Source organism: Paenibacillus azoreducens (genome assembly GCF_021654775.1).
Lineage (GTDB): Bacteria > Bacillota > Bacilli > Paenibacillales > Paenibacillaceae > Paenibacillus_AQ > Paenibacillus_AQ azoreducens.
Map to the genome: position 1 here is coordinate 4596930 of NZ_AP025343.1, position 26031 is coordinate 4622960.

Here is a 26031-nt window from a genome sequence, read left to right on the forward strand (position 1 = left end):
GGTAGCTTAAGGTTTTAACACGACTTTGATACACTGATCTTCCTTGTTGTCGAATATTTTATAGGCGCGCTCGGCTTCCGACATGGGCAGCCGGTGGGTAATGATATCGGTCGCATCGATCTCCCCCGACTTGATCTGCTTGAACAGCTCCGGCATGTAATGGATAACGGGAGCCTGCCCCATTTTCAGCGTAATGTTTCGCTCGAACAGATGCCCCAGCGGAAACATATTGTACTTTAGCCCGTATACGCCAACGACCGATATCGTACCGCACTTGCGCACTATATTTGCGGCCATTTCGAACGCTCCCAGCGAACCGCCTTGCAGCATAAGCATGGTTTCGACCTTTTCTACAGGCGTCCGTTTCGCATCCAGACCGACACAGTCGATCACCACGTCAGCCCCGCCTTTGGTTGTTTCGAGCAGCAGCCGTTCTAAATCGTCGACCGCCTCAAAATTGTAGGTTTCCACATGATTGTATTTTTTGGCGTGCTCCAATCTGTAATCCACATGATCGACGGCGATGACGCGTTTCGCCCCTTTTTTCCAGGCAAATTTCTGTGCCAGCAGCCCCACCGGGCCGCAGCCAAGGACAATCACTGTATCCCCCGGTTTGACGCCGCCGTTATCCACGCCCCAATAGGCCGTTGGCATAATGTCGGACAAGAAAAGAATCTGTTCGTCTTCAAGCTCCGCTTCTTTGGGGACAACAAAGGGAGTGAAATTCCCGTAAGGCACCCGAAGCAGCTCGGCCTGTCCGCCCATATAACCGCCATAGGTGTCCGAGTAACCGAAATAACCTCCCGTATCTTTGGCATCGTTGGCATTGTCGCATTGGCTTTCCATCTGATTTTGGCAATAAAAACATTGGCCGCAGGCTACATTAAACGGAATGATCACCTTGTCGCCTTTTTTCACGCGCGTGACTTCCGGACCTACTTCCTCTACGATGCCCATTGGCTCATGCCCAATCACGTAGTTATCATACATGCCCGGGATCAGACCGTGATAGATGTGAAGATCCGAGCCGCAGATCGCAGTCGAGGTGACCCGAACCAATATATCGTCTTTTTTCTCCAGACCGGGATCACGGACATCCTTGACTTCAACCTTCTTACGGCCTTGGTACGTTACTGCTTTCATGCCTTTATCCTCCATGGCTTTTTTTAATAGTCTGCCCGGAGAATGGATATTTCATTTCAGACCATCAGCAGCATGTTCATTCATAACGTCCCTTTTATTCGGCGATAGAAACCCACGGCAGCGGATTATGCAGTGTCGACCAGTCTATACGCATCTCATCAGGCGTAAGAAGACAAGCGTCAAACTGGCTTTCAATCGCTTCGCGGTCCATGTCGATGCCGATCAGAACGATTTCGTTCATACGGTCGCCCCAGGTATCGTCCCACTTGCTTTTCAGGCTTGGCTCCGCCTCCAATATATCCTTTTGCTCGGCTTCCGGCATGGCCGCGAGCCAATATCCGGCCGGACCGAACTGGATGGATGGTCCCGCCTGGCTGAAGCTTGCAGCCACGTCATCCTTGACCGCCAGCCAGACAAGCCCCTTGGCGCGCACGACCTCTTCCGGCCAGTTCGACAGCATGCGAGCCAAACGTTCGGGATGGAAAGGAACGCGCTTGCGGTAAACAAAGGAGCTGATACCATATTCCTCCGTTTCCGGCGTATGGCTTTCCTTTTCAAGCTCCTGAATCCAACCGGCGGACATGCTTGCTTTTTCAAAATCGAACAAACCCGTATTCATGATCAATGTAGGATCCACTTGCCCGTTTACGATGCGAATGAGCTTGGCCGACGGCTGCAGCTTGCGCAGCAGGCCCTCCAGTTGATTCAGCTCTTCGTCCTCCACAAGATCGCATTTATTCAGCAGCAATACATCGCAGGTTTCGATTTGGTCGATCAGCAGATCCACCACATCACGGTCGTCATTTTCGCCGGAAGCCTCTGCGCGATCAAGCAATGTCTCGCCGGATGCAAAGTCCTTCCAGAAGCGGTACGCATCCACAACGGTTACCATGCAATCCAGACGGGCCGATTTCGTCAAATCAATGCCGGATTCCTCATCCATATAGCTGAAGGTTTGCGCTACGGGAATCGGTTCCGAAATTCCCGTCGATTCGATCAAAATATAGTCAAACCGCCCTTCCTCCGCCAGCTTCTTCACCTCGCGCAGCAGATCATCGCGCAGGGTGCAGCAGATGCAGCCGTTGGACATCTCGACCAGCTTCTCTTCGGTGCGGGACAAGCTCGAACCAGATTGCACGAGCGCCGCATCCACATTGATCTCACTCATATCATTTACGATAACGGCTACCTTCAAGCCTTCGCGGTTGTTCAGAACATGGTTAAGCACGGTCGTTTTGCCTGCGCCTAGATATCCGCTCAAAACGGTAACCGGTATGATTTTGTCGCTCATTTTTTTCACATTCCTTTCCAATTGTCTATTCATTCAGCGCTGCCTTCAGCGCCTCCAAGTTTTTGCGCATCACTGCGATATAATCCAAATGATTCGCCTGATCTTCTTCAGTCAATCCTTCGAGCGGATTCAGAACATCGGTTTTTGCTCCGATCTCTTTGGCGATCGTCTCGGCAACCTGTGAAGAAACCAATGTTTCGAAGAAAATCGTCTTCACCTGATGTTCCTTCGCAAACTTCACGACCCCTGTCATGGCTGAGGCGGACGGTTCCTGTTCCGGGGACAGCCCGGCGATTGGAACCTGCGACAAACCGTAAGTTTTGGCCAAATATCCGAATGCGGCATGCTGGGTGATAAAATCTTTGCGTTTCGTGTTTTCCAGTGCTTTCCGATAATCTTCATCCAGCTGTTCCAGCTTGGCGGCGTAAGCATTCGCATTTTTAGTGAACTGGTCCTTGTGTTCAGGCGCTTTCGCAATCAGCGCGGCTTCAATATTGCGCACCTCTTGAATAGCGAGTTTAGGGGATAGCCATACATGCGGATCCAGTCCGCCATGATTATGGTCATGGTCATGGTCATGTTCATGGTCATGCTCTTCTTTATGTGCGCCTGCTTCATCATGATGCTCGTGCCCGTCTTTATTCGCTTCGGCATCATCATGATGATCATGAGCTTCGCCCGCATGTTCATGATCATCCGCGCCTTCCATCAGCTCAAGCCCTTTGCTGGCTTCGACCGCGCTCAGTTTGCCGGAATTCGAGCTTGCCAGAATCTGCTCCACCCAACCTTCCATGCCGGCGCCGTTATACACAAGAACATCCGCCTGCTCTATTTTCCCGATATCCTGGGGTGTCGGCTCCCAGTCATGGGGTTCCACGCTAGCAGGGATCAGCAAATGAACATCCGCCAAATCACCCGCCACCTGGCTGGCAAACTCGTACATCGGGTAAAAACTCGCTTCAATCTGCAGCTTGCCGGAAGCCGCGCCCGATACGGCCGGTTTTGCAGCCTCTTCAGCCTTCTTTTGGCCGCAGCCTGTTAATGAGACGGCAAAAACAGCCATCGTCAGTGCCGAAATTGCAGGAATCCATTTTTTCATTACTTGATAACTCCTTCTGGTATGGTTTGATTGGTTTGACTCTTTTGATGCTGCATGATCGTCCGCGATTGATTTGTACGACGTTTCTTCACAAGCTTGAATGCATGTTTAATACCGATACCGCACAAGAGAATAAAAAGCATGATCAGAGCAATAGCTCCTCCAGGCGGGGTATCCGTATAATAGGAAGCTGTCAGTCCGCTGCAAACGCCGGCCATTCCGGTGATGACCGCAATCATGGAAGCCGAAGCAAATCCTCTGGCGAACCGTAAAGCAAACGCAGATGGCAAAACGATCATAGATGAAACCAGCAGTACGCCGACAATCGGCATCGCTGCAGCGACGGTCATACCCGTAACGACCGCAAAAGCAAAAGACAGCAGTTTCACTCTCACTCCGCTCACCGCAGCCGTATCTTCTTCAAACGTTAAGCTGTAAAGCGGTCTGCGGAACATCATAAAAAACAGGAGCCCAATCAGCGTGACGGCACCGATGATGATCAGCTGGGATTCGCTTACGGCGACAATGGAGCCGAACAAATAGGAACTGAAGCTCTTGTTCAGATTGGTTTTAAGGCTCATCAGCACCATCGCCAGCGCCAGCCCTGAAGTCATGATTATAGCCACAGGCACTTCACTGTACGTTTTGTAGCTTCTTCGAAGCTGCTCGATCAGTACTCCGCCCAATATCGCGAACAAAAAGCCGCATAATACCGGATTCAAATGAAGAACGGAGCCAAGGGCGACGCCGGCCATCGAGACATGGGACAATGTGTCGGACAGCAGGGATTGTCTGCGCAATAACAGATATACGCCCAGAACCGGTGCTATGAATGAAATCAGCATCCCCGCCAAAAACGCCCGCTGCATAAATTCATACTGGAACATGATCGCCCTCTTCCCTCCCTTCCAAATAAATGACCCGGTCAAGATATTCCTCCGCTTCATCCAATCCGTGGGTGACCATCAATACCGTTTTGCCCTGCGTTTTGACCACTTGCTGCATCCACTTATAAAAACGAAGCCGGCTGGCCGGGTCCATCCCGGTCACGGGTTCATCCAAAACGAGCAAATCCGGCTGCTGTACCATCGCTCTCGCAATACATGCCCGCTGCTTCTGGCCACCGGATAGATCCCCGATTTTCCGATTTCGCAGCTCCCATAGCCCAACTTCTTTTAGGGTTTTTTCCACGAGCTCATGATGCTCTTTACGGAACCGCCGGAATAATCCAAGCTCCGGGTAACATCCCGATCTGACAAGCTCGATCACTTTGCTCGGAAAGCCGGGATTAAAGGAAGATATCTGCTGCGGTACATAGGCAATGGCGCTCCGGCCGTATTCAGAGCTGAACCGAATTGTGCCGCTCCACGGTTTGACCAGTCCGAGCAGCAGCTTTAACAGCGTCGTTTTGGCAGCCCCGTTTGGTCCTGCGACAGCAATAAATTCACCGGCATGTATATCAACGGACACATTTCGGATGACGGGTTCATTTTCATATCCAAAAACAATGTCGCGCAGCGAACAAAGAATCATATGTACCTCCTTGAACCTTTTTAATAGTAATTATTACGATTTAAAATAGGACAAAAAAATATATCACTGTTTAGATACTTATCTGGTCGGTCTGTTAGCCATTATTTTTCTTATTCGTATTAATTACGTTTAACATTAAAACATATATTTTACGGATTGGCAAGTTATTCGTAATAATTACGATTATTAAATTATATTTACACTTGATAATATTTCTTTAATTTGTTAATATAACTGACGAACGTTCGTTAGTTTGGAGGTGCTTTTAAATTGAAAATAGATGAAATTAAGGATGCAGCTCTAAAATATTTCACCATCCATGGTTATGAAGGAGCGTCCCTTTCCCAAATCGCTGAAGAAGTCGGCATGAAAAAACAATCCATTTACGCTCACTTTAAGGGGAAGGACGACCTGTTCCTGCAGGTTTTACGGGATGCGAAAGAAGCGGAGCTGGCTTCTAAAATTGAATATTTCGATCATGCCGATTCAACCGATCCCGAAAAAGATTTATATCGTTATTTACAACTGGTCATCGACCTGTTCCAAAAAAATGAGCAGTTAAAGTTTTGGCTGCGCATGACTTTTTTTCCACCGGCACATCTTGCGAAAGCAATCGAAAAGGAAGTCATCGAGATTGATACGGAAATTCAGGCCATACTGAAAAGAAAATTCAAGGACTGGATCGATGCCAAGGCTATATACGGAGATACGCCAAAAATACCGACTCTTGCATTTGTGGGAGTTGTCGATACCATTATGATCAGCCTTGTTTACGACAATGACGAAAAACGGCTGCAGGATAAACTGGAAGCCTGCTGGACCGTGTTTTGGAGAGGTATTTCTCATCCATGATTCTTACGGAAAGTGATGTTGATGTATATGAAAAAAACAATTAAAGAGCAAAAAGCGGTATTCATGATTCTGCTAAGCAATGTATTCATTGTATTTCTGGGGGTTGGCCTCATTATCCCCGTAATGCCGTCTTTTATGGATATGATGCATTTATCGGGAAAAACGATGGGTTCACTGGTCGCCGTCTTTGCTTTGTCCCAGCTGCTGATCTCGCCGCTTGCGGGACGCTGGGTTGACCGTTACGGCAGGAAGAAAATCATCATCATCGGCCTATTCCTTTTTGGCTTGTCCGAACTGGTTTTCGGGATCGGCACCAATGTATGGGTGCTTTATCTGGCGAGGATTCTAGGAGGCATTAGCGCTGCCTTTGTCATGCCCAGCGCTACTGCATACGTGGCGGACATTACATCTCTTGAGGAGCGCCCGAAAGCGATGGGATACGTTTCTGCCGCGATCAGTACCGGCTTTATTATCGGCCCCGGCGTCGGCGGCTTTATCGCGGAGTACGGGATACGCGTGCCTTTCTTCTTTGCGGCCGTCATTGCCTTCGTCGCATGCTTGTCCTCCATCTTCATTTTGAAAGAACCGCTGAGCAAAGAAGAGCTCGCTGAAATTGCAGCGAATGCAAAGCAAACAAGCTTTATCGGCGACTTGAAAAAATCGCTTCATCCGCTCTATTTTATTGCGTTTATTATCGTATTTGTGCTCGCATTCGGTTTATCCGCCTATGAAACGGTATTCAGCCTGTTTTCCGATCATAAATTCGGCTTCACGCCAAAGGATATCGCAGCCATTATTACGATCAGCTCCATCTTCGGCGTCGTGGTGCAAATCTTTATGTTTGGAAAAATGGTCAATAAGCTCGGTGAAAAGAAAGTGATTCAAGCTTGTTTGATTGTCGGCGCGATCCTGGCGGTGGCATCAACCATGATCTCTGGCTTTTTGGCGGTTTTGCTTGTCACGTCCTTTATATTCCTGGCATTCGACCTGCTTCGTCCGGCTTTAACGACGTTTTTATCCAAAGCAGCCGGCAAAGAACAAGGATTCGTTGCGGGAATGAACTCCACCTATACGAGCCTAGGCAACATCGCCGGCCCGGCGATCGGCGGAATTTTGTTTGATGTTAATATCCATTATCCTTATCTATTCGCTGCCGTCATTATGGGCATCGGCCTGATCATCACCGTCATGTGGAAAGAAAAGCAATTTGGAGAAAATCTTTAGGAGCATGCCAAAACGCCGCTACCTCGGTATCTGATAGCGGCGTTTTTATATTTCCGCAGCTGTAGAAATCATTCAGAAGCCTTTTCATTTTGTTTCACCCAATCCGGGATATGCTGAGCAAAATAGGTCGATATTTTTCTGGCTTCCGTCAGAACCAATCGAATGTCATCATCATTTTCAAACCAATTTTGCCGGCTGACCCGAAGATCGTCTTGCATGACTTGGATGGTTACGTCCTGCGGAAACACCGTTTGATAGGTCATGAGCGCCCTTCTGGAAAAATAGGATTTGCACACAATAATGGCACGCTTCACTTCGATGTTATTCTTCTGAATCACCTGCCAGGAGTTTCTGGCGTTATCGAATGTGTTTCTGGCTTGATCTTCTTTGAGAATGCGCTCTTCGGGAACGCCCAATGAAAGCCCGATGTCTCTAAAAAATTCCCATTCGGTTGTTCCAAGTTTCATATTGTATCCGCCAGACGGCAAAATATAAGGCGCCATACCGGCGAGGTATAATTCTGAAGCCATGGTCATGGGATCCGTGTGACTTCCCCCGGGAACGAGTATAATATCCGCCGGAAGAATGGGCTCTTCTTCCACGAAAACAAGATCTGTGAGACAATCAAAAGGATATTTCAATGGATGTCACCTCCTTGTTGTTTGACTTCAATATCCTGCCAACCAACCTTCGCGTTGATTTCTATATATCATATGAAACAAGATTCCAAAGTGTCGACTACAAGAATCTAATGAAATCTATGAAATGAATAAAGTCACCTCCTATTTTTATTTACCCATGCTTCCGTACCTTTTAAAACCATCATCAGCGCATGTTTTTCCATTCATCCTCTAGAATGCTCATTTCGATCAGATTCCAGTATTGATCCCTATATTTTCTTGCATCTCTCAACAATCCTTCCTGCTTAAATCCGGCTTTGCGGTAACATTGCACGGCAGAGTGGTTAAAATCAAAAACTCCCAAGCTGATTCGATGCAATCGAAGTTCTTCAAATCCGACCCTTAAGACGCATTTCATCATCTCTGTTCCAATCCCTTTCCCCCGCGCCGATGGGCTGAGAAGTACCCTTCCAACCCTCCCCGATCTGTTGTCGCGCTCAATTCTGCCGATGGTGATATGCCCGACTGCCTTTCCGGTATCGTCTACCGCTTTATATATCATGATCTCTGAACGATGAATATCGTTTGCGCCTTCGATATATTTCTCCAACTGCTGCTCATCTAATGGAAATGTAAAATGCGTCCCTGCCCATTGAAGCAAAAACGCCTCGTCCCCGCTCCACTCTATTAATTCTTTAAAGTCTTTTCTTTCAAAATATTCAAGTTTGATCACGATAAACCCCTCCCTAATTTGGCTATATTACCTTCAATGCCATTTGACTAAATTCTTGCATTCGTTCGATGTACTCCATACCGCATTCTCCTCATCATCGCATGATTGATCAAGAAATATGAACGCCCTTGCTTTATGCTCATATTAGTTGATTATAAGGAGGATGTAAAAGAAAATGGGCAAGACTATCCTGCAAATGAACTGCACCCCGTCAAGTAGACAGTACAAAAAATAAAAATCAATTAAGCGGCCTTTGTCCTGAATTCCATCGGACTGAGGCCGTTTAGTTTTGCTTGTAATCGTTCGTAATTGTAAAAGTGGATATAGGCCTGGAGGTCTTTTTCGAGCTCCTCAAAGGTATGGTAGGTGTGTAAATAATACTTCTCGCATTTTAGGGTTCCCCAGAAAGATTCCATTGGACCGTTATCGATGCATCGTCCAACACGTGACATACTCTGAGTCATTTCGTCATCGTCCAAGAGCTTCTTGAAATCCAGAGAGGTATATTGGAAACCCCGGTCGCTATGAAGCATGGGCTTGCTTCCTGGTACTTCTTGCAAGGCCCGTTTCAACGTCTGAAATACAAGAGGTTTGTTATTGGAATGCCCGAATACATAGGAAACGATGGATTTATCATAAAGGTCGAGAATAGCGCTTAGATACGCTTTTTGGCCATTGCCGTACTTGAATTCCGTCACATCCGTAACCCACTTTTCATTTGGCGCATCTGCAGTGAATTTGCGGTTCAGCACGTTCTCTGCCACCTGCTGTGGGGTGGATCTCGCATATCTCTTTTTCTTCCTCCGGATGACAGATTGAATTCCTTGTATCTTCATCAGCCGGTACACGCGCTTTTGGTTAATCGTTTTTCCCGTTTGGCGGCGCATGTGCAACGTTAATTGACGGTATCCAAAGGTACGCTCGACTTTCTCATAAATGGACATCATGACATGCGTTAACTCTGCATTCTCCTGCTCATGGGAACTGGGCTTGCGATTTAGCCACTTGTAATAGCTTGAACGTGAAATGTCTGCAATGTCACACAGCAGCTGAACGCTGAACAACGCTTCTTCCTGAAGCGCTTGAATAGTAAGATAGACGTTCTCATGACGGTATTGGCTTAGCTTCGCCTCCTTTGGAATTCCCGTAACTTTTTTAGAAATGCATTCTCCGCCCGAAGCCGCTCGATTTCATACTCCATCTTTTTCATCTCGAGTTTTTGGCGATCGGCCTCTGTTAGTTCCTCCGGCGCTTTCTTTCTCCCCCGGCCATCCTTTAACGCATCCTGACCGCCATTCTCAAACTTCTTCACCCATTGGTAGACTTGCTGGTAGGAGACCTGAAAATGGTCCGCTGTCTTACGGTAGTCATACTGATGAGCAAGACAGTATTGCACAATATCGATCCGTTCCTGCCAAGTCGTCGAACGCCCCTTCGTCATTGCTTTCGCTCCTCCTGAGTAAGCTTTTAAGCTGCTATGACGATTATACTCCTTAATCCAGTTGGAAAGCTGCGTTCTGCTTGCAATCTTGTATTTATCGATGATCTGATATTGAGACAATCCTCCCTCTATGTAATCCTTCACCGCTTGGAGCTTAAGCTCAGCGCTATAATTTCGATTATGAGTGCGTTTCTCTAACCCTTCATAACCATACACCTTGTAACGACGCCGCCATTTCGCCAAAGTCGTTTTGGTGATACCGTATTTCTCGGCTGCAGCTTTAACGCCAATTTCCCCGCTTTCGATTTCACCAATAATAACGAGTTTCTCTGACGCATCATATTTTTTATTAGGCATAAAAAAGCCCCCTTACAGTAGCAGGTTTTATTATTTCACCTGTCTACCGTAAGGGGAGCATATCAAAATTCGCACCGAACGGCAGACGGTCGTCAAAAAATAGAAGAAACCAACAGTGCATCTGCGGCGTATTACTGGTGAAATTGGAATAAAAAAGGAGGAGTAGTGATGAATTGCCCGGTTTGCGAAGGCTCTCGCATGAAAGAAGTAGAGAAAAACGGCATTCTTATCGACATTTGCCCCACCTGCAAAGGGGTATGGCTGGATCGGGGTGAGCTGGACAAGCTGATGCAGGATGTCAGGGAAGTCCGCCAGGATTACAACGAATGGTATTACGGGGATCCCCCCAGCCAGCATCAAGCACCGAGAGAAAACCAACCTTCAGGGCAGCATTATCCACCTCAGCAGCAGTACCCACAGCATGGCCACTCGCCCCACAAGAAAAAGAAAAAAAGTGTCATGGACATGTTCGGAGACTTGTTCGACTAATCTATGCTCCAAAAGAATGCCATGGGTTATTCACGACAGCAATATTTCATGGATGCAAAAACAAATTCAGAACTTTGCAACAAATCCGCCTCAATCTGTGATTGAGCCGGATTTGTTGGTAGATGGGGCTCAGTATGAGAGGTTAACTTTAATTTTGATGCCGCATCCTGGGTGTTGACATTAATGATTTATGCAGGTAAGTGGGTGCAGGTGTTCCCTTCCCTTTGATGTATTTTCCGGACATTCCTTTCTTTCAGATGTCACTCCGATATAAATTTCAGCAGCTCACTCGTATATTTTTCGCGCTCTTCTATCCTTGGAAAATGTCCGCTGCCTTCAAAAAGAATGATCCTCCGGTTAGGAGTTAAGTCTTTAAAAGCACGCGTCTGTTCTTCACAGCATACGGGATCATATTTTCCGGACAAAAGCAGCGAAGGCTGCTGAATGCTTGGAAGAAGCGGCAGTAAACTTTCAAAAAACGCCCCTTCTTCCTGCAATCGACGGCCGTGAATATAACTTCTGTTCAATAGCTCTTCGGTGACTTCCGGATTATCAAATATTTTATTGTATTCAAGTGGATCAATCCCATGAAAATAAACATAATCCCGTTTGTCTCCCAATTGGTTCCCTATTTGCAGCCACGCATTCCATAGTTCACTAGATGAATATGTACCATGAATGTATTTTTGGCATTCTTGGAAATAGTCCGCCTGGTTTTCTTGTTCAAACAGAGGTAATGCGAATCGAAATAATGATGTCATCGAAAGCGTTGAGTCAAACATAGGAGCTTCATAAATTACCTTTTTTACCGAATTCGGATATTGATGTGCGTACAACAGCGCCATATATCCGCCAAAAGAGTGGCCTAAAACAGACCAGCGCTCGATTCCCAGAGTTTTTCTGATCTCTTCGCAATCTTCAATGATGTCTTGAATGCCGAATGGATCACCCTCTTGGATCGGGTCGGATCTCAGTACTCCCCGCTGATCTATCGCGATTACTCGAATGCATGAAGAAAGAACTTGTGCTTGATGGTATGTAAAATCAATACAGCTTGCGCCGGGGCCTCCATGCAAATATAATAACGCTTCTTCGTTTGATTGACCTAATTCCTCAATGTAAATTCGGGTTCCGCGAATATGTATCAGGTTCCCCATGGTTCATCCCTCCGTCAATAACCCCACAATGGCAGTCATTTACTTTAATGCTGGTATTACGAGGCTGAAAAATCCAGAATGGATAGACGGCTCAGCCGTGTATTATTACTTCAATAGTGCGATGCTGGGTTTTAATGACACAATGCTGTCGCTGTTTAAGCCCCTTCTTATATCACCATTTGTGTTTGTGATCACATGGGGAACGACGGTGGCAGAGTTGCTTCTGGCAGCAGCATTGTTGGCACCGATCAAACACTACAAGTGGTATTTTTGGATTGGTATGCTGCTTCATGCATTAATTGCTGTATTGCTAGGACTGTGGAGGTTCTCTGCGATTATGATTGCTGGTATAGTTAGATCAGTCTATCGTCAATTGATGCATTTGAAAGCAGGTGATCATCATGCAAGTTCTCATCTATGATGGGGGATGCTCTATGTGCAGTTCACTGATCCAGAAAATGGTTAAGAGTTGCCGGAACGATGCCTTGCGCATCACAGACTTCCATAGCACATGGACACAGGAACATGTGGAGTTGGATGAAAGTGTGGACAGCATGTACTATATTAAGCATGGACGCACTTATTTATACTCTGACGCAGTAATCCGCGCCATTGCAGATACGAGGCGAGCATTTCGCCCAATTTTGCTACTGCTGGTTATCCCACCCTTCATCCGAAATCCTGTCTATCGTTTCGTGGCTAAGCATCGAAAAAAAATTCGGATAACGAAAACCTGTCCTTTACCTACACAGAATTTCAAACAGATGTACTTGCCATAATTCAGTTGTCAGATGAGTAGCGCTGCGTAGCAAAAAGATCTGGATAAATGTTAATTTTACCCATGTAGTCACTAAAATCGATTATAATTAAATTTATGTTCAAGTCGATTACCTATCCTAAGTTAATAGGATAATCATACGCAAAAAGGCATAGTGATGAACCGCCTATGCTCTAAGGGTTATAGAGTTTTTGAATACACACTTATGTATAAGAGGAGGCGAATGATATGACGATAATGCCTGTTATAGTAATGATCTTTGTATTTGTACCTACCATTGTACTCATGGTAAGCATGCCTTATTTAACAAGAGAGACGATTAGTTTTGGGGTCACCGTCAGCGCTGTACAATTCCACAGTGAGCCTCTGCGCCAGATGCGGAAGTCATATGCTAGGATTAGTGCTACCTTGCATACCATCCTATTCATTGTTTGTATCATCTGCCTAATATACGGTGATGAACATTCCAAGCAACAAAGTTGGATCATTGTCACTTATTCACTCGCCATGGTCGTAATCTCCCTAGTCATAAACATTAGCTATCATTTCAAAATGAAAAGTTTACTTTCTATGCTGCCTATTGCTCCGGAACCATCGATCATGGCAGTGGACACTGGTTTTCGGAAAAGAAACATTGGCTTGTCTAGTAATTGGTTCCTCATTCATGTTTTAATTAGTGTTGTTAGTATTGTAACTGTGCTACGCAACTACGATCTGATTCCTGATCAGATTCCGATCCATTACAACAGCAGTTGGAACGTAGACCGCTATGCAGCTAAATCTTATAGTTCTGTGTTTATGCCTACGATAATACAAGTGTTCATAACACTTTTGTTCATATTTGAGAATTGGAGTATTCGCAGAGTGAAGCAGCAGGTTCGACCCAATGATCCGAACCGTTCCATCAGACAAGACGTAACTTTCCGCCGTACTTGGTCATATTTTATGATTACAGCAAGCTTCTTAATAGTTATCCTGTTTTCCGTCGTGCAACTAAACATGATATCTCTGCTTGATATCAATTTCGCTATCCCCATTATCCTAATTATAATAGCCTCTGTCATCCTATACGCCTTCGCCTTATCGTTCTGGGCTGGTCAGGGCGGAAGCCGCATGGAGCGATCTGCCGATTTCTCCAATGTCAGACCTGTCCATGATGATGATAAATGGCTATTAGGTATGATTTATTTCAATCGCAAGGATTCAAACCTAATCGTCGAGAAAAGGTCCGGAGTCGGCTGGGGATTAAATTTCGGTCACCCAGTAATCTGGCTGATTGGGCTCGGAATTATTGTACTATTAGTTGTGGTGTGGTAACAAGGCTTTGAGGTTAGTACTCACCGGAGTATTCTTGCTTTCAACAAATAAATATTTTCGCTTCCAAATTAGACGCCATCCACATTAGACAATCAGATTCTGTATGTTGCCTTTCATTTTCTTCTTAGCTCGTTGAATTCTTTTTGTAACAGTAGCAGCAGTATCATTAAAAGCATCAGCAATCTCCCTGCTCGTATAACCCCAAATCACATTTAAGATTAAATACTGTCGCTCTACTATAGATAACTTATATAGCAATTCCTGCAATTCATCGTGGAATATATCAACGGATAGACTGACAGTGATATTCATAATGTCATACCCTATATAAGTACCACCCTCAGTGCCTAGCGTTACTGCAATCTCCTTCAATGCGGAATCTAGCTTCTCTTGTTTGTCTTTCTTTTTTACATATTGACTGATGATATTCTTCAGCATTTTCACTGCATAAGCTGCTGGATTGTTTGGCATTCTCTGAGATCTTGCTTGATACAGTGCACTAATCCAATCTTGAAAAGAATCTTCAGCATCATAAACACATTGTAGCTTCAACACAATAAAAGAGTAATATTCTACTCTTAACATTTGATAAAGTTCCGACAACCTTGTTCACGTCATCACGTCATGTTGACTAAAAAACTTATAATCTTAAAAAGCCCCAGCCCGAGAATTCGCTTCTCTAAGGTCTGGGACTCTAGTTTTCGAGCTCCTATCATGATTATACATCTGTTCACCGTGATTTTCATATTCTGATCTAAATCTATTCCTGATCTTCGGCTTCGCCACTTAACTCAGCATAGTAACGGTCTACCTGCTCAAGTATTCCTATCATGACTTCCAGCGATTTCATTGCATCCTGTAACTCCAAGCCGTGGTTGGCCCCGTCGATGACAAGCAATCTTGCGCCGGATATTTGGCTTCTTTCGGTTTCCGTGAATACAGGGTCCTCTGTACCCGTAACCACTAAACAGTTATGTTCATTGATGAAGGGAATGGTCTTAGCAATCGGCGTCAAAAATATATGTTTTACATCCATTCTTAATCTCTCGTCCAGCAAACCGGCGATACATGTTCCTAAGCTTTTGCTCAGAAAAATCACTTGCTTATATTTCTGGATATCCAGTGTGTTAAAAGCAAGTTCAAGATCAGTTACTATGGACTCTATAAGCTGATCATTCATCTCAGGTTTTAAGCGGGCGCTTTGGTAGCCGTATTCAAGCGATAACACATCAAATCCGAATTGAAAGGCCAGTTTTCGGGTGTAATGAAAAAGCGGCAGCTCGGTGCTGTAATGGGCTCCCGGGAACTCTACAACCAAAGTCGCGGCATTTTCCTTTTCAAATCGTTTGAAGATGGCATTCACATCCCATGCAGTGGGGAAAACGAGTTCCTGGATCTTCATTGGATTCATCCTTTCGAATAGGTATGATTAGTTTACATATAAGGTATAACAAGAGTTTCATACTGTAAACTATGGTCTAAAAAGGAAGCTCAGTACTTATATATTCAATGCCAAGCTCCTTATACCAATCATTCAAACCCGTCCATAAGTTTTCGCAGAGTTGGTATATGTGCTCCTTATCACTTAGTTTCCCTTCCATTACGCAAATAGCGAGCTCCTCATATCCAAAAGGCTTCGATTTCATTTTTAACGATTCTTCATATGTCGTGGCCCGCGTGCAATAAAATTGCCTATTCGCAAGACCGATCAGCTTAGCTGTTTGCCAGCTTAAATCTTTAGCTCCCAAAGGAAGATAGTTCAAGTTTCCCGCTATATAGTTATTTCTTATTTTGCCGATTGTTTCATAGGGTTCCCAAATCATAAACTCTCTCATCGCGGATCTGACGGCATCCTCGGAAACCTGAAAAGGGAGTTTCGACAACCTTTCGAAAAAATGGCCGGGATCGTAAATAGGCAAGATGTTTATAAACACTCCTGCTTTAATGGCCCAGGAATCATCTACTTCCATCGCCTGACTTAATATTTCATTTTCCTGCATAGTGCTGATTTCAATTTTAAATTTGTCATAAATGAATTCCTGGCCTTTTATTTGAACCCCATCCCTGGAAACCACATGCATCTCAATATCCGAAAACGGGCCTTCTTTTCCTAAAGCCGTAGAACCATAGATTCCGATCCCGACGATGTCGTCACCATGCAGATTCAGCAGCTTGTCCTTTATAACTTTTACGATTTGAAGTTTCTCTTCCCTAGAAGTCGAAACCGGAAATGGCATCATTGTTTGTCCTCACTTTTCATACCTAATTCTCTTTTAAAAATTTATGATATACTTCCTCAGCCCATTCAAGCACTTTGATTCGATGGCTGTCGCCTTCAAGCTTCGCAACCATTTGCCGAGCCGTTTCAAAATTCATAACGACCCTGCCTGTCGTCTCAAAACCATCTGGTAATGCCGTAAATTCCCTGACTTTAGCAACAACAAAAACCGTATATGTATCTGTATGATCCCAATACCACGAAGCAATAGGAACCCTATTCGTATCTAAAGTAATCCCTGCTTCTTCCATGGTCTCACGGTCTAATGCGGTATGAATCCCTTCGTTATTTTCCAATCGTCCGCCGACGGTTGTTAGTACTTTTTCGTTTCGATCCCATACCATCACAACCATGCCATCATCCGTAACAGGGACGCTATGAATACCGGCAATTTTCTTATCGGCAGGAAATTCGCTGATCGCCTTTAGCATGAACTCACTCACCTACTTTTTAATTACTTTGTTTGCCATCCTTAAGCCAATGACTTGTAAAAGCTCTAAACCTGTTGGTTCATAGAATTCGTCATGCGAATAATCGATACTCGAAAAGGCGCCTGGCACACTCCATGCTCTCCCCGCTTACACAAATTCCTCGGAATCGCCTATTGGCAATCCCGAGGACTCAATAGTTTAACCGAACCGAATTGCGACATTCTTCAAGGTTGGCAAACCTACTAGCGCTGACCCGCATGCTAGGTGGTGAGAGGACTGCGACTAGCTGTCCCTTCCCGCTCGATGATCTTCCCCTTCATTCTGGTTAAGCACGACTATTCCTTCTTAGTTGCAGCAGGGATATTTCGAGTGTGGCAGTGAATACCGCCTCCATACAAGTTTAGGGCCAATGTGTTGATTTGAACAATTCTCCGATCAGGGAAAGCTGTCTTCAATACTTTTAAAGCTTCCTCATCTTTCTTGCGAATTTCTTCCGGCATCCCCTCTTCATAATATTTCTGGGCCACAACGACCCCATTCGCTATTAAAAAATTGCAGTAGCTTAACGCAGGCAATACATTGATCGGTGCTGTCGGGAATGGACTGCCATCGAACAGCGTGTCCTTCCCTTTCAACGATTCCTTCATAAACTCCCAAGTCTGAAATGCCTGATCCTCTGGGTAAAGATCAATATAAATTGGCTCTGGCATCGGTATTTTCAAGATCGTAAACGGTTTTCCATCAACGGTAGTTGCAGCCTTTACCGCTTCATAAGCTTGATCTAATCGCTCTTTATTGTAAGCGTGCAGCTGGCTGCTCTTGGCCTCTTCCTCAGTCACATGCGCGAGGATTACCGTATCCGGGCCGACAAATCTGCACATCTCATCAATATGCCCATTCGCAGAAGCACTTCGATACGAACGGAACGTGCCATCTGCAGAAGGTATCGCTCCCATACCAGGATGCTCATCGTCATAGGTCGCTCGCGGAAGCCAAATGATTCGGTCAAGTCGAAAGACTCTTTTCAGTTCCTCTTCAACCTCGGCAAATGTCTTCTCCGGATTGCGCTTATCCACTTCCGTTTCTCGTATTGACATCATCACGCCGCGTCCATTAAACTCCCGATCTCCGCCTTCGCTGATTAAGTCCGCATGAATCGTATGCTCGATGCCAACTTGCTCAGCTTGAAACTTCCCAAAGCCTCGATGCAAGCGAGAAAACTCGTCTTCTTCAGTTAAGAAGCCATACATGTTAAAACGAAAATCAACGCGTGCACGCTCCCCCTCGTCATTGATGATGACTTCTGCCCCAAAGTCCCGCGGGAAAACAACACTCGCAGGAAAGCGCACAAAGCGGATGCATGCAGTGTCTACACCCTGATCTTGAAGTGCTTTCCGAGCTCGCTTCTCTACTTCCTCGTTAAAGCTGCATATCAGTACGATGACCTCTCCCATCAAAGCTTGAACAACCTGTACACTAACGATATCAACATTGAGGCTTCTCGTCGCATTTGCAGGAGGCGGCCAGATCAACAAGACGGATTCTTGCTGTTCAAACTCCCCAACGGTTCTAAACTGCTTCATCACAACATCTCCTTTACTGGTTGTTTATCCTATGTATCCATCTTCATGATGTACGGTTGAAACTTTTCGTTCTAAAATGAATGATAGACTATGGAGTAACTCCAGAGTCAAGGAGCATAATTTCATTTATCGTAAATATGTAAAAACATCACACAGACGAATTTGCTCACTCATTGACATCAAAAAGGCCACTTCCTTTACCACATTCCTGAGCCAGTTCCCCTGTCCACATATCCCCCGTACTGATAAAGTATGATTTTTCCATCTGTCCATCGATCATGTATTCATTGGTTTGAACGGCTTTTCGCTTCGCCGCTTCCATCTCCTCCTCCGTTTCCAGATCGCTCTCCCACACATAATATCCGTTGATGCATCTCTCCCATGTGAATCGATCGAAACAAGGATGTTGGGATTTGTAAGGGAATGGCTTGGGATCCGGATTTTTGATAAAAATCCGCTCGTAGTATTCGATTTCTGAACGAACAGCCGCTACAACTTGCGAATCCATAAACTCCGGGTCTCCCACCCAAATTTTAAGATAATAGGGCTCTTTTAAGTTGTTTAGTTTCTTTTCCCATTCAAGATATATTTCCATGAGCTGGTCCAGCACTTGCGTTCTGAATTTATAAGGGGGATTTTTCTTGCCAACTTCGTTTTTATTGATTTGATGCAGATTGTAAAAGGGACTAATCCATAACTTGACGTATTCCTTCTGATCCTTGACCAAAGACTCAATATCCAGTTTCTTATGGTAGGCCCCCCAGTGAGGAAGGTTCCTTGCCCTCCTGCTCATGCCTCTGGTCTTTTTTCGGACCGATGTAAAATGATAGCTCATTAAATGCTCCTTCTTATAAAATATCTATTAAAACCGGTTTGATCTGGCGAAACAATTGATGCGAATCGACCTTTTCGTAATTCCACAGCATAATTACCCGCAAGTCGCTTGCCGGATAATGCCAAATTTCGGACCGGAAGCCTGGCGTCCCTCCACCGATCAGACGAAAATCGGACCCCAAAAACCATCCATATCCATAATTCAAGTTCGGATCGAACGTTGTCGCGTAATATGGCGCAAACATCTTTTCCATCGTCTCAGGCTTAAGCAGTTCTCCGCCAAATAAAGCTTTGCACCATCGATCCAAATCGCGAACGGTTGAATATAGCTCTCCAGGCGCGTCCACATCGCTTAGTTTATCATTGTCGGCATTCGTGATTTCTCCATTTTCCATGGCATGTCCGTACGCACGGTCAGGATTGATTTTCCGCGGGTTATCTGGCCCGGTAGATTTCATCTGCAGAGGCGAAAAGAACCATAAATCAAAGATTTCCTCATATTTCATCCCGGTCAAAACCTCTAAAATATACCCTAACATGATAAAGCCGGTGCTGCTGTACCCCCAGCGCTCCCCCGGATGAAACTCCTGATTGAGCTGAGTTAAATAGTCCGCAATATTTCCGTCTTCGACTTTTAATTTGCTCATCTCGTAACGTAAGTTAGGTACCGCATATATATCCTGCAATCCTGACGAATGGCTTAATAAATGATGAATGCTGATTTCAGGATGAAGTATCTTAAATTTTTCTACGTATTTGCCGGGATGTTCATTAAGATGAATAAGCCCTTGTTCGTGAAGTTTGAGCGTCGCGGCGGCAATAAACATCTTCGTAACGGAAGCAATATGAAACTTGGTATCGATATGATTCGCAACATTTAACTGCATGCTCGCATGACCGTAGGATTTACTGAATAACTCTTTTCCTTCTTTTGAAATCAGGATGTTGCCGCATAAGAGGTTTTCTCTATTATAATTTTCAATAATTTCTTCCAATTGACGGATCACGGGCGATACACCTCATTTTTTAATATAATTAGGGCTCAATACTAAAATCAGTTCCTGACATTGTGCGAAGTGACCGCTGCGGTTACGGATCGTTCTTCTGATCGCTGCCCGCCTTCAATTTACCTAATACAACCTATCCATAAATGTTAATATGTGTAATTATATACTAATAGCGATAAAATGAAAGGAGATTTCAAAAATTAAATCTATCTACGAAGTTTTAAAAATCTTTTATGATCGTATGCCTGTTACAGATATTGTTTGGATTGTTGCAGGTTCAGCAGCATCCCTAATTCAAGGGTGCAATCTTCAACCCCATGACATTGATATCTTGGTAAAGCGGAGTGATGACGTAGATAAAATCGCCCATCTGTTTACGGACTTTTTACCGGAATCAAACCAGCCCCTTATATTTAATAAAAACTGGATTTCCACAAAGGAAATTGCTGTCTATTCTATGAATGGGGATAAGGATAAATGGTCATATGCCCGATTGAATATTCACGGGATCCAAATTGAAATTTCCAACACAGCTTCGCATGAGTACCTTGAACTGAGCCCTGTAGTATGGGAAATCAGAAGATATGAAAATTATCACGGAATGTCTATTCCTGTTGTCCCATTGGAACTACAGTTGCATTCAAATCATGAAATGAAAAAGTTTGATAGAATCAGCAAAATCAAGGACGTTATAAAGTTAAAAAATCTCGATCTTCAATTTCTGGAGAATTATCTTACTGATAGCGATTATCGCCAGTTGTTGAATTTATTTTGATCTCTTTCGATCTAAGAGCCATTTTAGAAAGAAGTGCTTAGGCAAGTTGCTCCTATATATTAGCTGGTTTTGGTTAACGTCCTATACGGCCTTTTTTATTCAGCTGAACTTCAGAAATACTTCAGAATTTCCTTTGCTCGTTCCGAAGAAATCTTTCTTAGTATTGAGATGCTGGTATGTGGAATGAGGAAGGAGAAATCGAGTGATGATGAGAAGTATTCAGGAGAAAGTGTTGTTTCTGTACAAATTTTCGCAGGCGCCGAAACAAATCGGCAGTATTACGCCCAGTTCCGCGTTTTTGGCTAAAAAGATGCTTGAATCGGTGGACTGGAACCAGGTCGAACACATCGCTGAGCTTGGAGCGGGCACAGGGGCCATCACCAAATATATCGAAGCGGTAAACCTGAAACATGCGCATGTACTGTTGTTTGAAAAAGATTCTCTGCTCCGCAGCCAAATAGCGGAAAGCTTCCCCGCTTATTCTTGTTATGAAGATGCATGCAAGCTGACAGAAGCGCTCCAAAATGAGCAGATTGAGCAACTGGACTGCATTTTGAGCGGGCTGCCATTTTTTAACTTCCCGCAAGACCTGCGCGATCAGTTGATGGAGCAAATTGTAACTTCATTGAAGCCGGGCGGTTTGTTTATCGCCTTTCAATATTCGCAGCAGATGAGAAAACAGCTCAGCACTTTGTTCGATATCGAGCATATCCATTATGTTCCGTTGAATATACCGCCGGCGTTCGTATACGTTTGCCGCAAAAGGGATGAATACGCATGAAAAATAAGCTCGCCCCTTATTTGCCGCTGGCTTGGCTTCTGTCCATTCCCGTATTAAATATATGTTATGGCTTTCTCAACCGCGGCGGTTCCGACACCGCCCAATTGATTACCGCGTGGGATCGCCTGATCCCGTTCGTGCCCGCTTTTATCATTCCATACCTGATTTGGTATCCGTACGTCTTTCTGATGTTTATCGTATTTTTCCGGAAGGATCGCAACGTCTATTACCGCAGCTTAACGCTGACATGTGTCGGGCTTGCCGTATGCTATCTTGTTTTTTATTTGTACCAAACAACGTTTCCGCGGCCGGAAATCGGCCAAGACGGCGTATTAAACTGGCTCGTCGGCATCGTTTATCAAATGGATGCGCCGTACAATTGCTTCCCGAGCATTCATGTCCTGACCAGCTATATCGTTGTGAAGGCGGCTTATCAATGCAAGCTCAGCCGGCTGGCAAACGCTGCGGTTTGCGCAACCTCCGGGATCATTATACTTTCCACTCTGTTTGTCAAACAGCATGTATTGATGGACGTTGTGGGAGGAATCGTATTGGCGGAGATGCTTTATTTTTGGATCGGACGCAAAATATTCAAGCCGGGCAGAGAGAAGCGTGCGGCTCATGGATTATAATACGCTGATGTCGTATATTCAGCATTTCGGTTATGCTGCACTATTTTTCGCCTTGTGGCTCGGCATCGTCGGCATGCCGATTCCCGATGAAGTGGTCGTCATGACCGGAGGCGCCGTTACGGCAAGCGGGCTTCTGCACACGCTCCCTGCCTTTATTTTAACTTATTTAGGCGTTGTCTCCGGATTATCGCTGGGTTATGCGCTTGGACGATGGTTCGGGCTATCTGTGCTTGATCGGCTGCGCCGCAAAGAAAAAATGAGGAAATATATTGATTTTTCAGAGAAGCTCGTGCATAAATATGGTAGTTTTGCATTAGTCATCAGTTACTTTTTCCCGATCATACGCCATATCATGCCATACATGGTCGGTCTTAACAAAATGGCGGTATGGCGTTACGCTTTGATTTCCTTCACAACCGGGCTTGTTTGGACGGCCATTTTCTTTACCACTGGGCATTTTGCCTTTGATCACGTGCAGGAGTTAGGTGAACTGATTTATCATTTGGGAATCAAGCTGCTCTGGATACCGCTCGCGCTCGGGGGCTTATATTTCGGGATCCGTTATGCTCGCATCAGCAAAAATCGAAAAGGAGGAGATAAACTTTGACCTCAAAAATACTCGTCGTTGACGATGATCCGGAAATTCGGGACGTGGTTCATATATTTTTGCGCAATGAAGGATTCCAAGTATTCGAGGCCGAGGATGGCCTGCAGGCGCTCAATATCTTGAACCGCGAGGAGGTTGATTTGATCATTTTGGATGTCATGATGCCGAATCTCGACGGAATTAAAACCTGCTTCAAAATCCGCGAGGCATTAAACATCCCGATCATTATGCTGTCCGCCAAAGGCGAGGATATCGATAAAATAACGGGGCTGACGACGGGAGCCGACGATTATGTCGCCAAACCTTTTAATCCGCTGGAACTGATCGCGCGGGTCAAAGCGCAGCTCCGCAGGCTTAAATTAAGCGGTGACAATGACGGGAAATCCCAACCAATCGGAGATGTCATCGAAATAAACGACCTGGTCATCGATAGAAGCCGCCATATCGTTACGGTTCGCGGCAGGGAAGTATCGCTTACCCCGCTCGAATTCTCTATTCTAGAACTGATGGCCAGCCATCGCGGGCATGTATTTAATGTGGAAAAAATATACCAAAGCGTCTGGAAAGAAAATAAATTTTTATCCGATAACACCATCATGGTTCATATCCGCAATATCCGCGAAAAAATCGAAGACAACCCGCGGGAGCCTAGATATATCAAGACGGTTTGGGGAGTGGGATATAAAGTTGAATAGGAAGTTTCTTTCTGCTCTGAGTGGAAAAAAAAACATCCGGATACGCATGTTCTGGGCGGCTTTGATCAGTTTCATCCTCATGCTGGCTACGTCTTGGCTTCTTGCGTATTTGTCCCTCGACCTTAGGGAACTAAGCGCTGTCGGCGATGTTTTGTTCCTGATCGCTTCGTTTATGTTTTACTTTTTTCTGCTTACCAGGCCCATCGTGCGTTATTTACGGACGCTTGCCGACGGCCTCATGACCATAGCGGGCGGGAATCTGGATTACCGGCTGCCGACGTCCAGCGAAGACGAGCTGGGGGAAGTCGCCAAAAGCATCAATTTCATGGCAGAACAGCTGCAGGAAAAAATGAATCGCGAGCGCCAGATCGAACAGTCGAAACTGGAACTGATTACGGGCGTCTCGCATGATCTGCGCACGCCGCTTACCAGCATCATCGGTTATCTGAATTTGCTAAAAAACGACGATTACACGAACCTGGAGGAACATAAACGTTATATCAGCAATGCCTACAATAAATCGCAGCAGTTAAAGCAGCTGATTGACGACTTGTTTGAATACACGCGATTAACCAGCGGCTCGGCAACGTTTTCCTGGAAAGAGGTCGATATGGATGGTTTGCTTACGCAGATCATAAACGAGTTCGAACCGATTGCCCTGGAAAATTCATTAACAGTCCATATCATCCGAGATCAGAAGCCAATCTATGGATATATCGATACGGAAAAAATGGTCCGCACCATCGACAACCTGTTGATGAACGCACTTAAGTTTTCCATCAAACCCGGTGAAATTACGGTGCGGCTTGCAGTGCAAGGGCAGCAGATTTATTTTACCGTTGAAAATGTCGGTAAGCCGATATCTCCGGAGCAGGAGAAACTGCTGTTCGAAAGGTTTTACAAGGCAGATCCGTCGCGTAACGAATATCATGCATCCCCCGGCGCGGGTCTCGGGCTATCGATCGCCAAAAACATCGTAGAGCTGCATGGAGGCCGCATTGGCTTACAGCATCAAAACGGGCACTTCACTTTTTTTATCGAGTTGCCCCGAATTTCGAAGTAAAGTGCCCGCAGCAAGCAGGTAATGTTATAAATTTTATGCCGATTTTAACGGTTCAGCCGCCCGTTTCCCTTTCGGGCTGCCTTTGAAACGGTCGGCGTTCAAAAATACGATCAATCCGGAAATGGCCAACATCCCGCCCGTAATCTGGAACAAAGTCATTTGTTCGCCAAGCAGAAGAAAAGCGAGCAGGCTGGAACCGACAGGTTCTCCCAATATGCTCATGGAGATCGTCGTCGCCGACACATACTGCAGCAGCCAATTGAACAATAAGTGGCCAAAAACCGTCGGCACGACCGCAAGCAGCGCAAACATCGCCCAATCATTGCCGGAATATGCCGTAAAAGAAATGCCGCACACCACGTTGTACACCGCAAACACGATCGTTGCAGACAGAAATACGATAAAGCTGTATATATATGAGGATACCTGCTGCACCGCTTTTTGACCGATCAGCATATGGACGGATACCGCGAGCGTTCCGAGCAGCGACAGCAAATCGCCGATCAAATTATTCCTGGACACGCCGATATCTCCCCAGCCGATCAGAACCGCGCCAGCAATCGCTACGCCCATGCCAATCATGGCGACACGCGAGGTGCGTTCCTTATAAATGAAAAATGCGCCGATGACAATAAAAACAGGCTCCAGAGCCAAAATAATCGTCGAGCTGGATACCGTCGTCAGCTTTAGCGAACCCATCCACAGCAGAAAATGCAGCGCCAGGAAAAATCCCGAAGCAAACAGCATCATAAATTTCTTCCCGGTCAATGACTTGAGCTCCGCCAGATGCGGGCGAATAAACGGAAGCATCAGGAGCACGGTAAATAAGAGCCGGTACATGCCTTGGATCGATGCTGGAGCCGAGGACCATTTGACGAAAATCGATGAAAACGAAACGGCGATAATACCGATGAACAAAGGGATGGCGGTTGGAATCGGTGCATTTTTTTTCATGGTGTTTCCTTTCCGGTACAATGATCACAACAACTTATTGTATCACGGCCCGGCAAAAGCATCTATCCCAAAATAACCCCACAAAGAGTATCGGAAAGAAGTAAGGGCGCCTCTCTCAGAGGGGCGCTTTTGCGAAGCAAAAGTACAGAGTGACGTGTAGCCTTTGAAGCTTATTCCGATTACTTTGCGGGAACCCCGGAAATTCAACCCCCACAAAGTGACGCATAACCTTCGAAGCTTATTCCGATTACTTTGCGGGGACCCCGGAAATTCAACCCCCACAAAGTGACGCATGACCTTCGAAGCTTATTCCGATTACTTTGCGGGGACCCCGGAAATTCAACCCCCACAAAGTGA

The 26031-nt window shown here is 45.4% G+C and carries 30 protein-coding genes; 12 read left to right on the forward strand and 18 right to left on the reverse strand.

The window, feature by feature from the left end:
• Positions 1-6: 6 nt before the first annotated feature.
• From L6442_RS20220 to L6442_RS20240, 5 genes are all read right to left on the reverse strand, one after another.
• Complete coding sequence (locus L6442_RS20220; RefSeq protein ID WP_212976834.1) at positions 7-1143, reverse strand: zinc-dependent alcohol dehydrogenase; 1137 nt, start codon at positions 1141-1143, stop codon at positions 7-9.
• A gap of 94 nt (positions 1144-1237) precedes the next feature.
• Positions 1238-2434 carry a GTP-binding protein gene (locus L6442_RS20225; protein ID WP_212976886.1) on the reverse strand — a complete coding sequence of 399 codons (1197 nt, stop codon included), beginning with the start codon at positions 2432-2434 and terminating at the stop codon, positions 1238-1240.
• Between the two features lie 25 nt (positions 2435-2459).
• A complete protein-coding gene (locus tag L6442_RS20230; RefSeq protein ID WP_212976835.1) occupies positions 2460-3533 on the reverse strand; it encodes a metal ABC transporter substrate-binding protein in 1074 nt (357 codons plus the stop codon).
• Positions 3533-4420 carry a metal ABC transporter permease gene (locus tag L6442_RS20235; protein WP_212976836.1) on the reverse strand — a complete coding sequence of 296 codons (888 nt, stop codon included), beginning with the start codon at positions 4418-4420 and terminating at the stop codon, positions 3533-3535. Before L6442_RS20235 ends, L6442_RS20230 begins: the two co-directional genes overlap by 1 nt.
• Positions 4407-5066, reverse strand: a complete 660-nt coding sequence (locus L6442_RS20240) for a metal ABC transporter ATP-binding protein (RefSeq protein WP_212976837.1) — start codon at positions 5064-5066, stop codon at positions 4407-4409. Before L6442_RS20240 ends, L6442_RS20235 begins: the two co-directional genes overlap by 14 nt.
• Before the next feature lie 270 nt (positions 5067-5336).
• Between L6442_RS20240 and L6442_RS20245 the strand changes: the two genes are divergently transcribed.
• Complete coding sequence (locus L6442_RS20245; protein ID WP_212976838.1) at positions 5337-5918, forward strand: TetR/AcrR family transcriptional regulator; 582 nt, start codon at positions 5337-5339, stop codon at positions 5916-5918.
• Positions 5919-5945: 27 nt separating this feature from the next.
• Positions 5946-7142, forward strand: a complete 1197-nt coding sequence (locus tag L6442_RS20250) for an MFS transporter (protein ID WP_212976839.1) — start codon at positions 5946-5948, stop codon at positions 7140-7142.
• Between the two features lie 68 nt (positions 7143-7210).
• On the opposite strand, the gene L6442_RS20255 is transcribed toward L6442_RS20250, so the two are convergent.
• The 4 genes from L6442_RS20255 to L6442_RS20270 form a co-directional block, all read right to left on the reverse strand.
• Entirely contained in the window at positions 7211-7783 is a 573-nt protein-coding gene (locus L6442_RS20255) for a YdcF family protein (RefSeq protein ID WP_212976840.1), read from the reverse strand.
• 184 nt (positions 7784-7967) lie between these two features.
• On the reverse strand, positions 7968-8495 hold the full coding sequence (locus tag L6442_RS20260) for a GNAT family N-acetyltransferase (RefSeq protein ID WP_212976841.1): 528 nt from the start codon (positions 8493-8495) through the stop codon (positions 7968-7970).
• A gap of 242 nt (positions 8496-8737) precedes the next feature.
• Entirely contained in the window at positions 8738-9658 is a 921-nt protein-coding gene (locus L6442_RS20265; protein ID WP_212981628.1) for an IS3 family transposase, read from the reverse strand.
• Positions 9616-10293, reverse strand: a complete 678-nt coding sequence (locus L6442_RS20270) for a helix-turn-helix domain-containing protein (RefSeq protein WP_212981627.1) — start codon at positions 10291-10293, stop codon at positions 9616-9618. Before L6442_RS20270 ends, L6442_RS20265 begins: the two co-directional genes overlap by 43 nt.
• A gap of 168 nt (positions 10294-10461) precedes the next feature.
• Between L6442_RS20270 and L6442_RS20275 the strand changes: the two genes are divergently transcribed.
• On the forward strand, positions 10462-10782 hold the full coding sequence (locus L6442_RS20275) for a TFIIB-type zinc ribbon-containing protein (protein WP_212981496.1): 321 nt from the start codon (positions 10462-10464) through the stop codon (positions 10780-10782).
• 260 nt (positions 10783-11042) lie between these two features.
• On the opposite strand, the gene L6442_RS20280 is transcribed toward L6442_RS20275, so the two are convergent.
• On the reverse strand, positions 11043-11939 hold the full coding sequence (locus tag L6442_RS20280; protein ID WP_212981497.1) for an alpha/beta fold hydrolase: 897 nt from the start codon (positions 11937-11939) through the stop codon (positions 11043-11045).
• Between L6442_RS20280 and L6442_RS20285 the strand changes: the two genes are divergently transcribed.
• From L6442_RS20285 to L6442_RS20290, 3 genes are all read left to right on the forward strand, one after another.
• Positions 11938-12360 carry a hypothetical protein gene (locus L6442_RS20285; protein WP_212981498.1) on the forward strand — a complete coding sequence of 141 codons (423 nt, stop codon included), beginning with the start codon at positions 11938-11940 and terminating at the stop codon, positions 12358-12360. The two genes, L6442_RS20280 and L6442_RS20285, sit on opposite strands and share 2 nt — an antisense overlap.
• A gap of 37 nt (positions 12361-12397) precedes the next feature.
• Positions 12398-12718: a thiol-disulfide oxidoreductase DCC family protein gene (locus L6442_RS33165; protein ID WP_373871869.1), complete on the forward strand. Its 321-nt coding sequence runs from the start codon at positions 12398-12400 to the stop codon at positions 12716-12718.
• 227 nt (positions 12719-12945) lie between these two features.
• Positions 12946-14034, forward strand: a complete 1089-nt coding sequence (locus tag L6442_RS20290; RefSeq protein WP_212981500.1) for a DUF1648 domain-containing protein — start codon at positions 12946-12948, stop codon at positions 14032-14034.
• An 84-nt stretch (positions 14035-14118) separates the two neighbouring features.
• Here the strand turns inward: L6442_RS20290 and L6442_RS20295 are convergent, their stop codons facing one another.
• From L6442_RS20295 to L6442_RS20325, 7 genes are all read right to left on the reverse strand, one after another.
• Positions 14119-14619, reverse strand: coding sequence for an RNA polymerase sigma factor (locus tag L6442_RS20295; protein ID WP_212981501.1), 501 nt, complete (start codon positions 14617-14619; stop codon positions 14119-14121).
• A gap of 175 nt (positions 14620-14794) precedes the next feature.
• Positions 14795-15436 (reverse strand): alpha/beta fold hydrolase, encoded by a 642-nt coding sequence (locus L6442_RS20300; RefSeq protein WP_212981502.1) that lies wholly within the window; start codon positions 15434-15436, stop codon positions 14795-14797.
• Positions 15437-15512: 76 nt separating this feature from the next.
• The gene (locus L6442_RS20305; RefSeq protein WP_212981503.1) at positions 15513-16274 is read right to left on the reverse strand and encodes a kanamycin nucleotidyltransferase C-terminal domain-containing protein; all 762 of its coding nucleotides are present in this window, start codon (positions 16272-16274) and stop codon (positions 15513-15515) included.
• Positions 16275-16296: 22 nt separating this feature from the next.
• A complete protein-coding gene (locus tag L6442_RS20310) occupies positions 16297-16743 on the reverse strand; it encodes an NUDIX domain-containing protein (RefSeq protein WP_212981504.1) in 447 nt (148 codons plus the stop codon).
• A 335-nt stretch (positions 16744-17078) separates the two neighbouring features.
• Positions 17079-18326 carry an agmatine deiminase family protein gene (locus L6442_RS20315; protein ID WP_212981505.1) on the reverse strand — a complete coding sequence of 416 codons (1248 nt, stop codon included), beginning with the start codon at positions 18324-18326 and terminating at the stop codon, positions 17079-17081.
• Positions 18327-18492: 166 nt separating this feature from the next.
• Positions 18493-19161 (reverse strand): hypothetical protein, encoded by a 669-nt coding sequence (locus L6442_RS20320; RefSeq protein ID WP_212981506.1) that lies wholly within the window; start codon positions 19159-19161, stop codon positions 18493-18495.
• Between the two features lie 13 nt (positions 19162-19174).
• Positions 19175-20167, reverse strand: a complete 993-nt coding sequence (locus L6442_RS20325) for a serine hydrolase domain-containing protein (protein WP_212981507.1) — start codon at positions 20165-20167, stop codon at positions 19175-19177.
• A 241-nt stretch (positions 20168-20408) separates the two neighbouring features.
• On the opposite strand from L6442_RS20325, the gene L6442_RS20330 reads away from it, so the two are divergent.
• From L6442_RS20330 to L6442_RS20355, 6 genes are all read left to right on the forward strand, one after another.
• Positions 20409-20942, forward strand: coding sequence for a nucleotidyltransferase family protein (locus tag L6442_RS20330; RefSeq protein ID WP_212981508.1), 534 nt, complete (start codon positions 20409-20411; stop codon positions 20940-20942).
• 208 nt (positions 20943-21150) lie between these two features.
• On the forward strand, positions 21151-21723 hold the full coding sequence (locus tag L6442_RS20335; RefSeq protein ID WP_373871870.1) for a class I SAM-dependent methyltransferase: 573 nt from the start codon (positions 21151-21153) through the stop codon (positions 21721-21723).
• Positions 21720-22355, forward strand: coding sequence for a phosphatase PAP2 family protein (locus L6442_RS20340; RefSeq protein ID WP_212981510.1), 636 nt, complete (start codon positions 21720-21722; stop codon positions 22353-22355). The genes L6442_RS20335 and L6442_RS20340 overlap by 4 nt, the downstream gene beginning before the upstream one ends.
• Positions 22345-22962: a DedA family protein gene (locus tag L6442_RS20345; RefSeq protein ID WP_194233646.1), complete on the forward strand. Its 618-nt coding sequence runs from the start codon at positions 22345-22347 to the stop codon at positions 22960-22962. Before L6442_RS20340 ends, L6442_RS20345 begins: the two co-directional genes overlap by 11 nt.
• Positions 22959-23657 carry a response regulator transcription factor gene (locus L6442_RS20350; RefSeq protein ID WP_194233647.1) on the forward strand — a complete coding sequence of 233 codons (699 nt, stop codon included), beginning with the start codon at positions 22959-22961 and terminating at the stop codon, positions 23655-23657. The genes L6442_RS20345 and L6442_RS20350 overlap by 4 nt, the downstream gene beginning before the upstream one ends.
• Entirely contained in the window at positions 23650-24720 is a 1071-nt protein-coding gene (locus L6442_RS20355; RefSeq protein ID WP_237100012.1) for a sensor histidine kinase, read from the forward strand. The genes L6442_RS20350 and L6442_RS20355 overlap by 8 nt, the downstream gene beginning before the upstream one ends.
• Before the next feature lie 33 nt (positions 24721-24753).
• Here L6442_RS20355 and L6442_RS20360 read toward each other — a convergent pair whose 3' ends face one another.
• Entirely contained in the window at positions 24754-25674 is a 921-nt protein-coding gene (locus tag L6442_RS20360) for a DMT family transporter (RefSeq protein ID WP_212981511.1), read from the reverse strand.
• Positions 25675-26031: the final 357 nt, after the last annotated feature.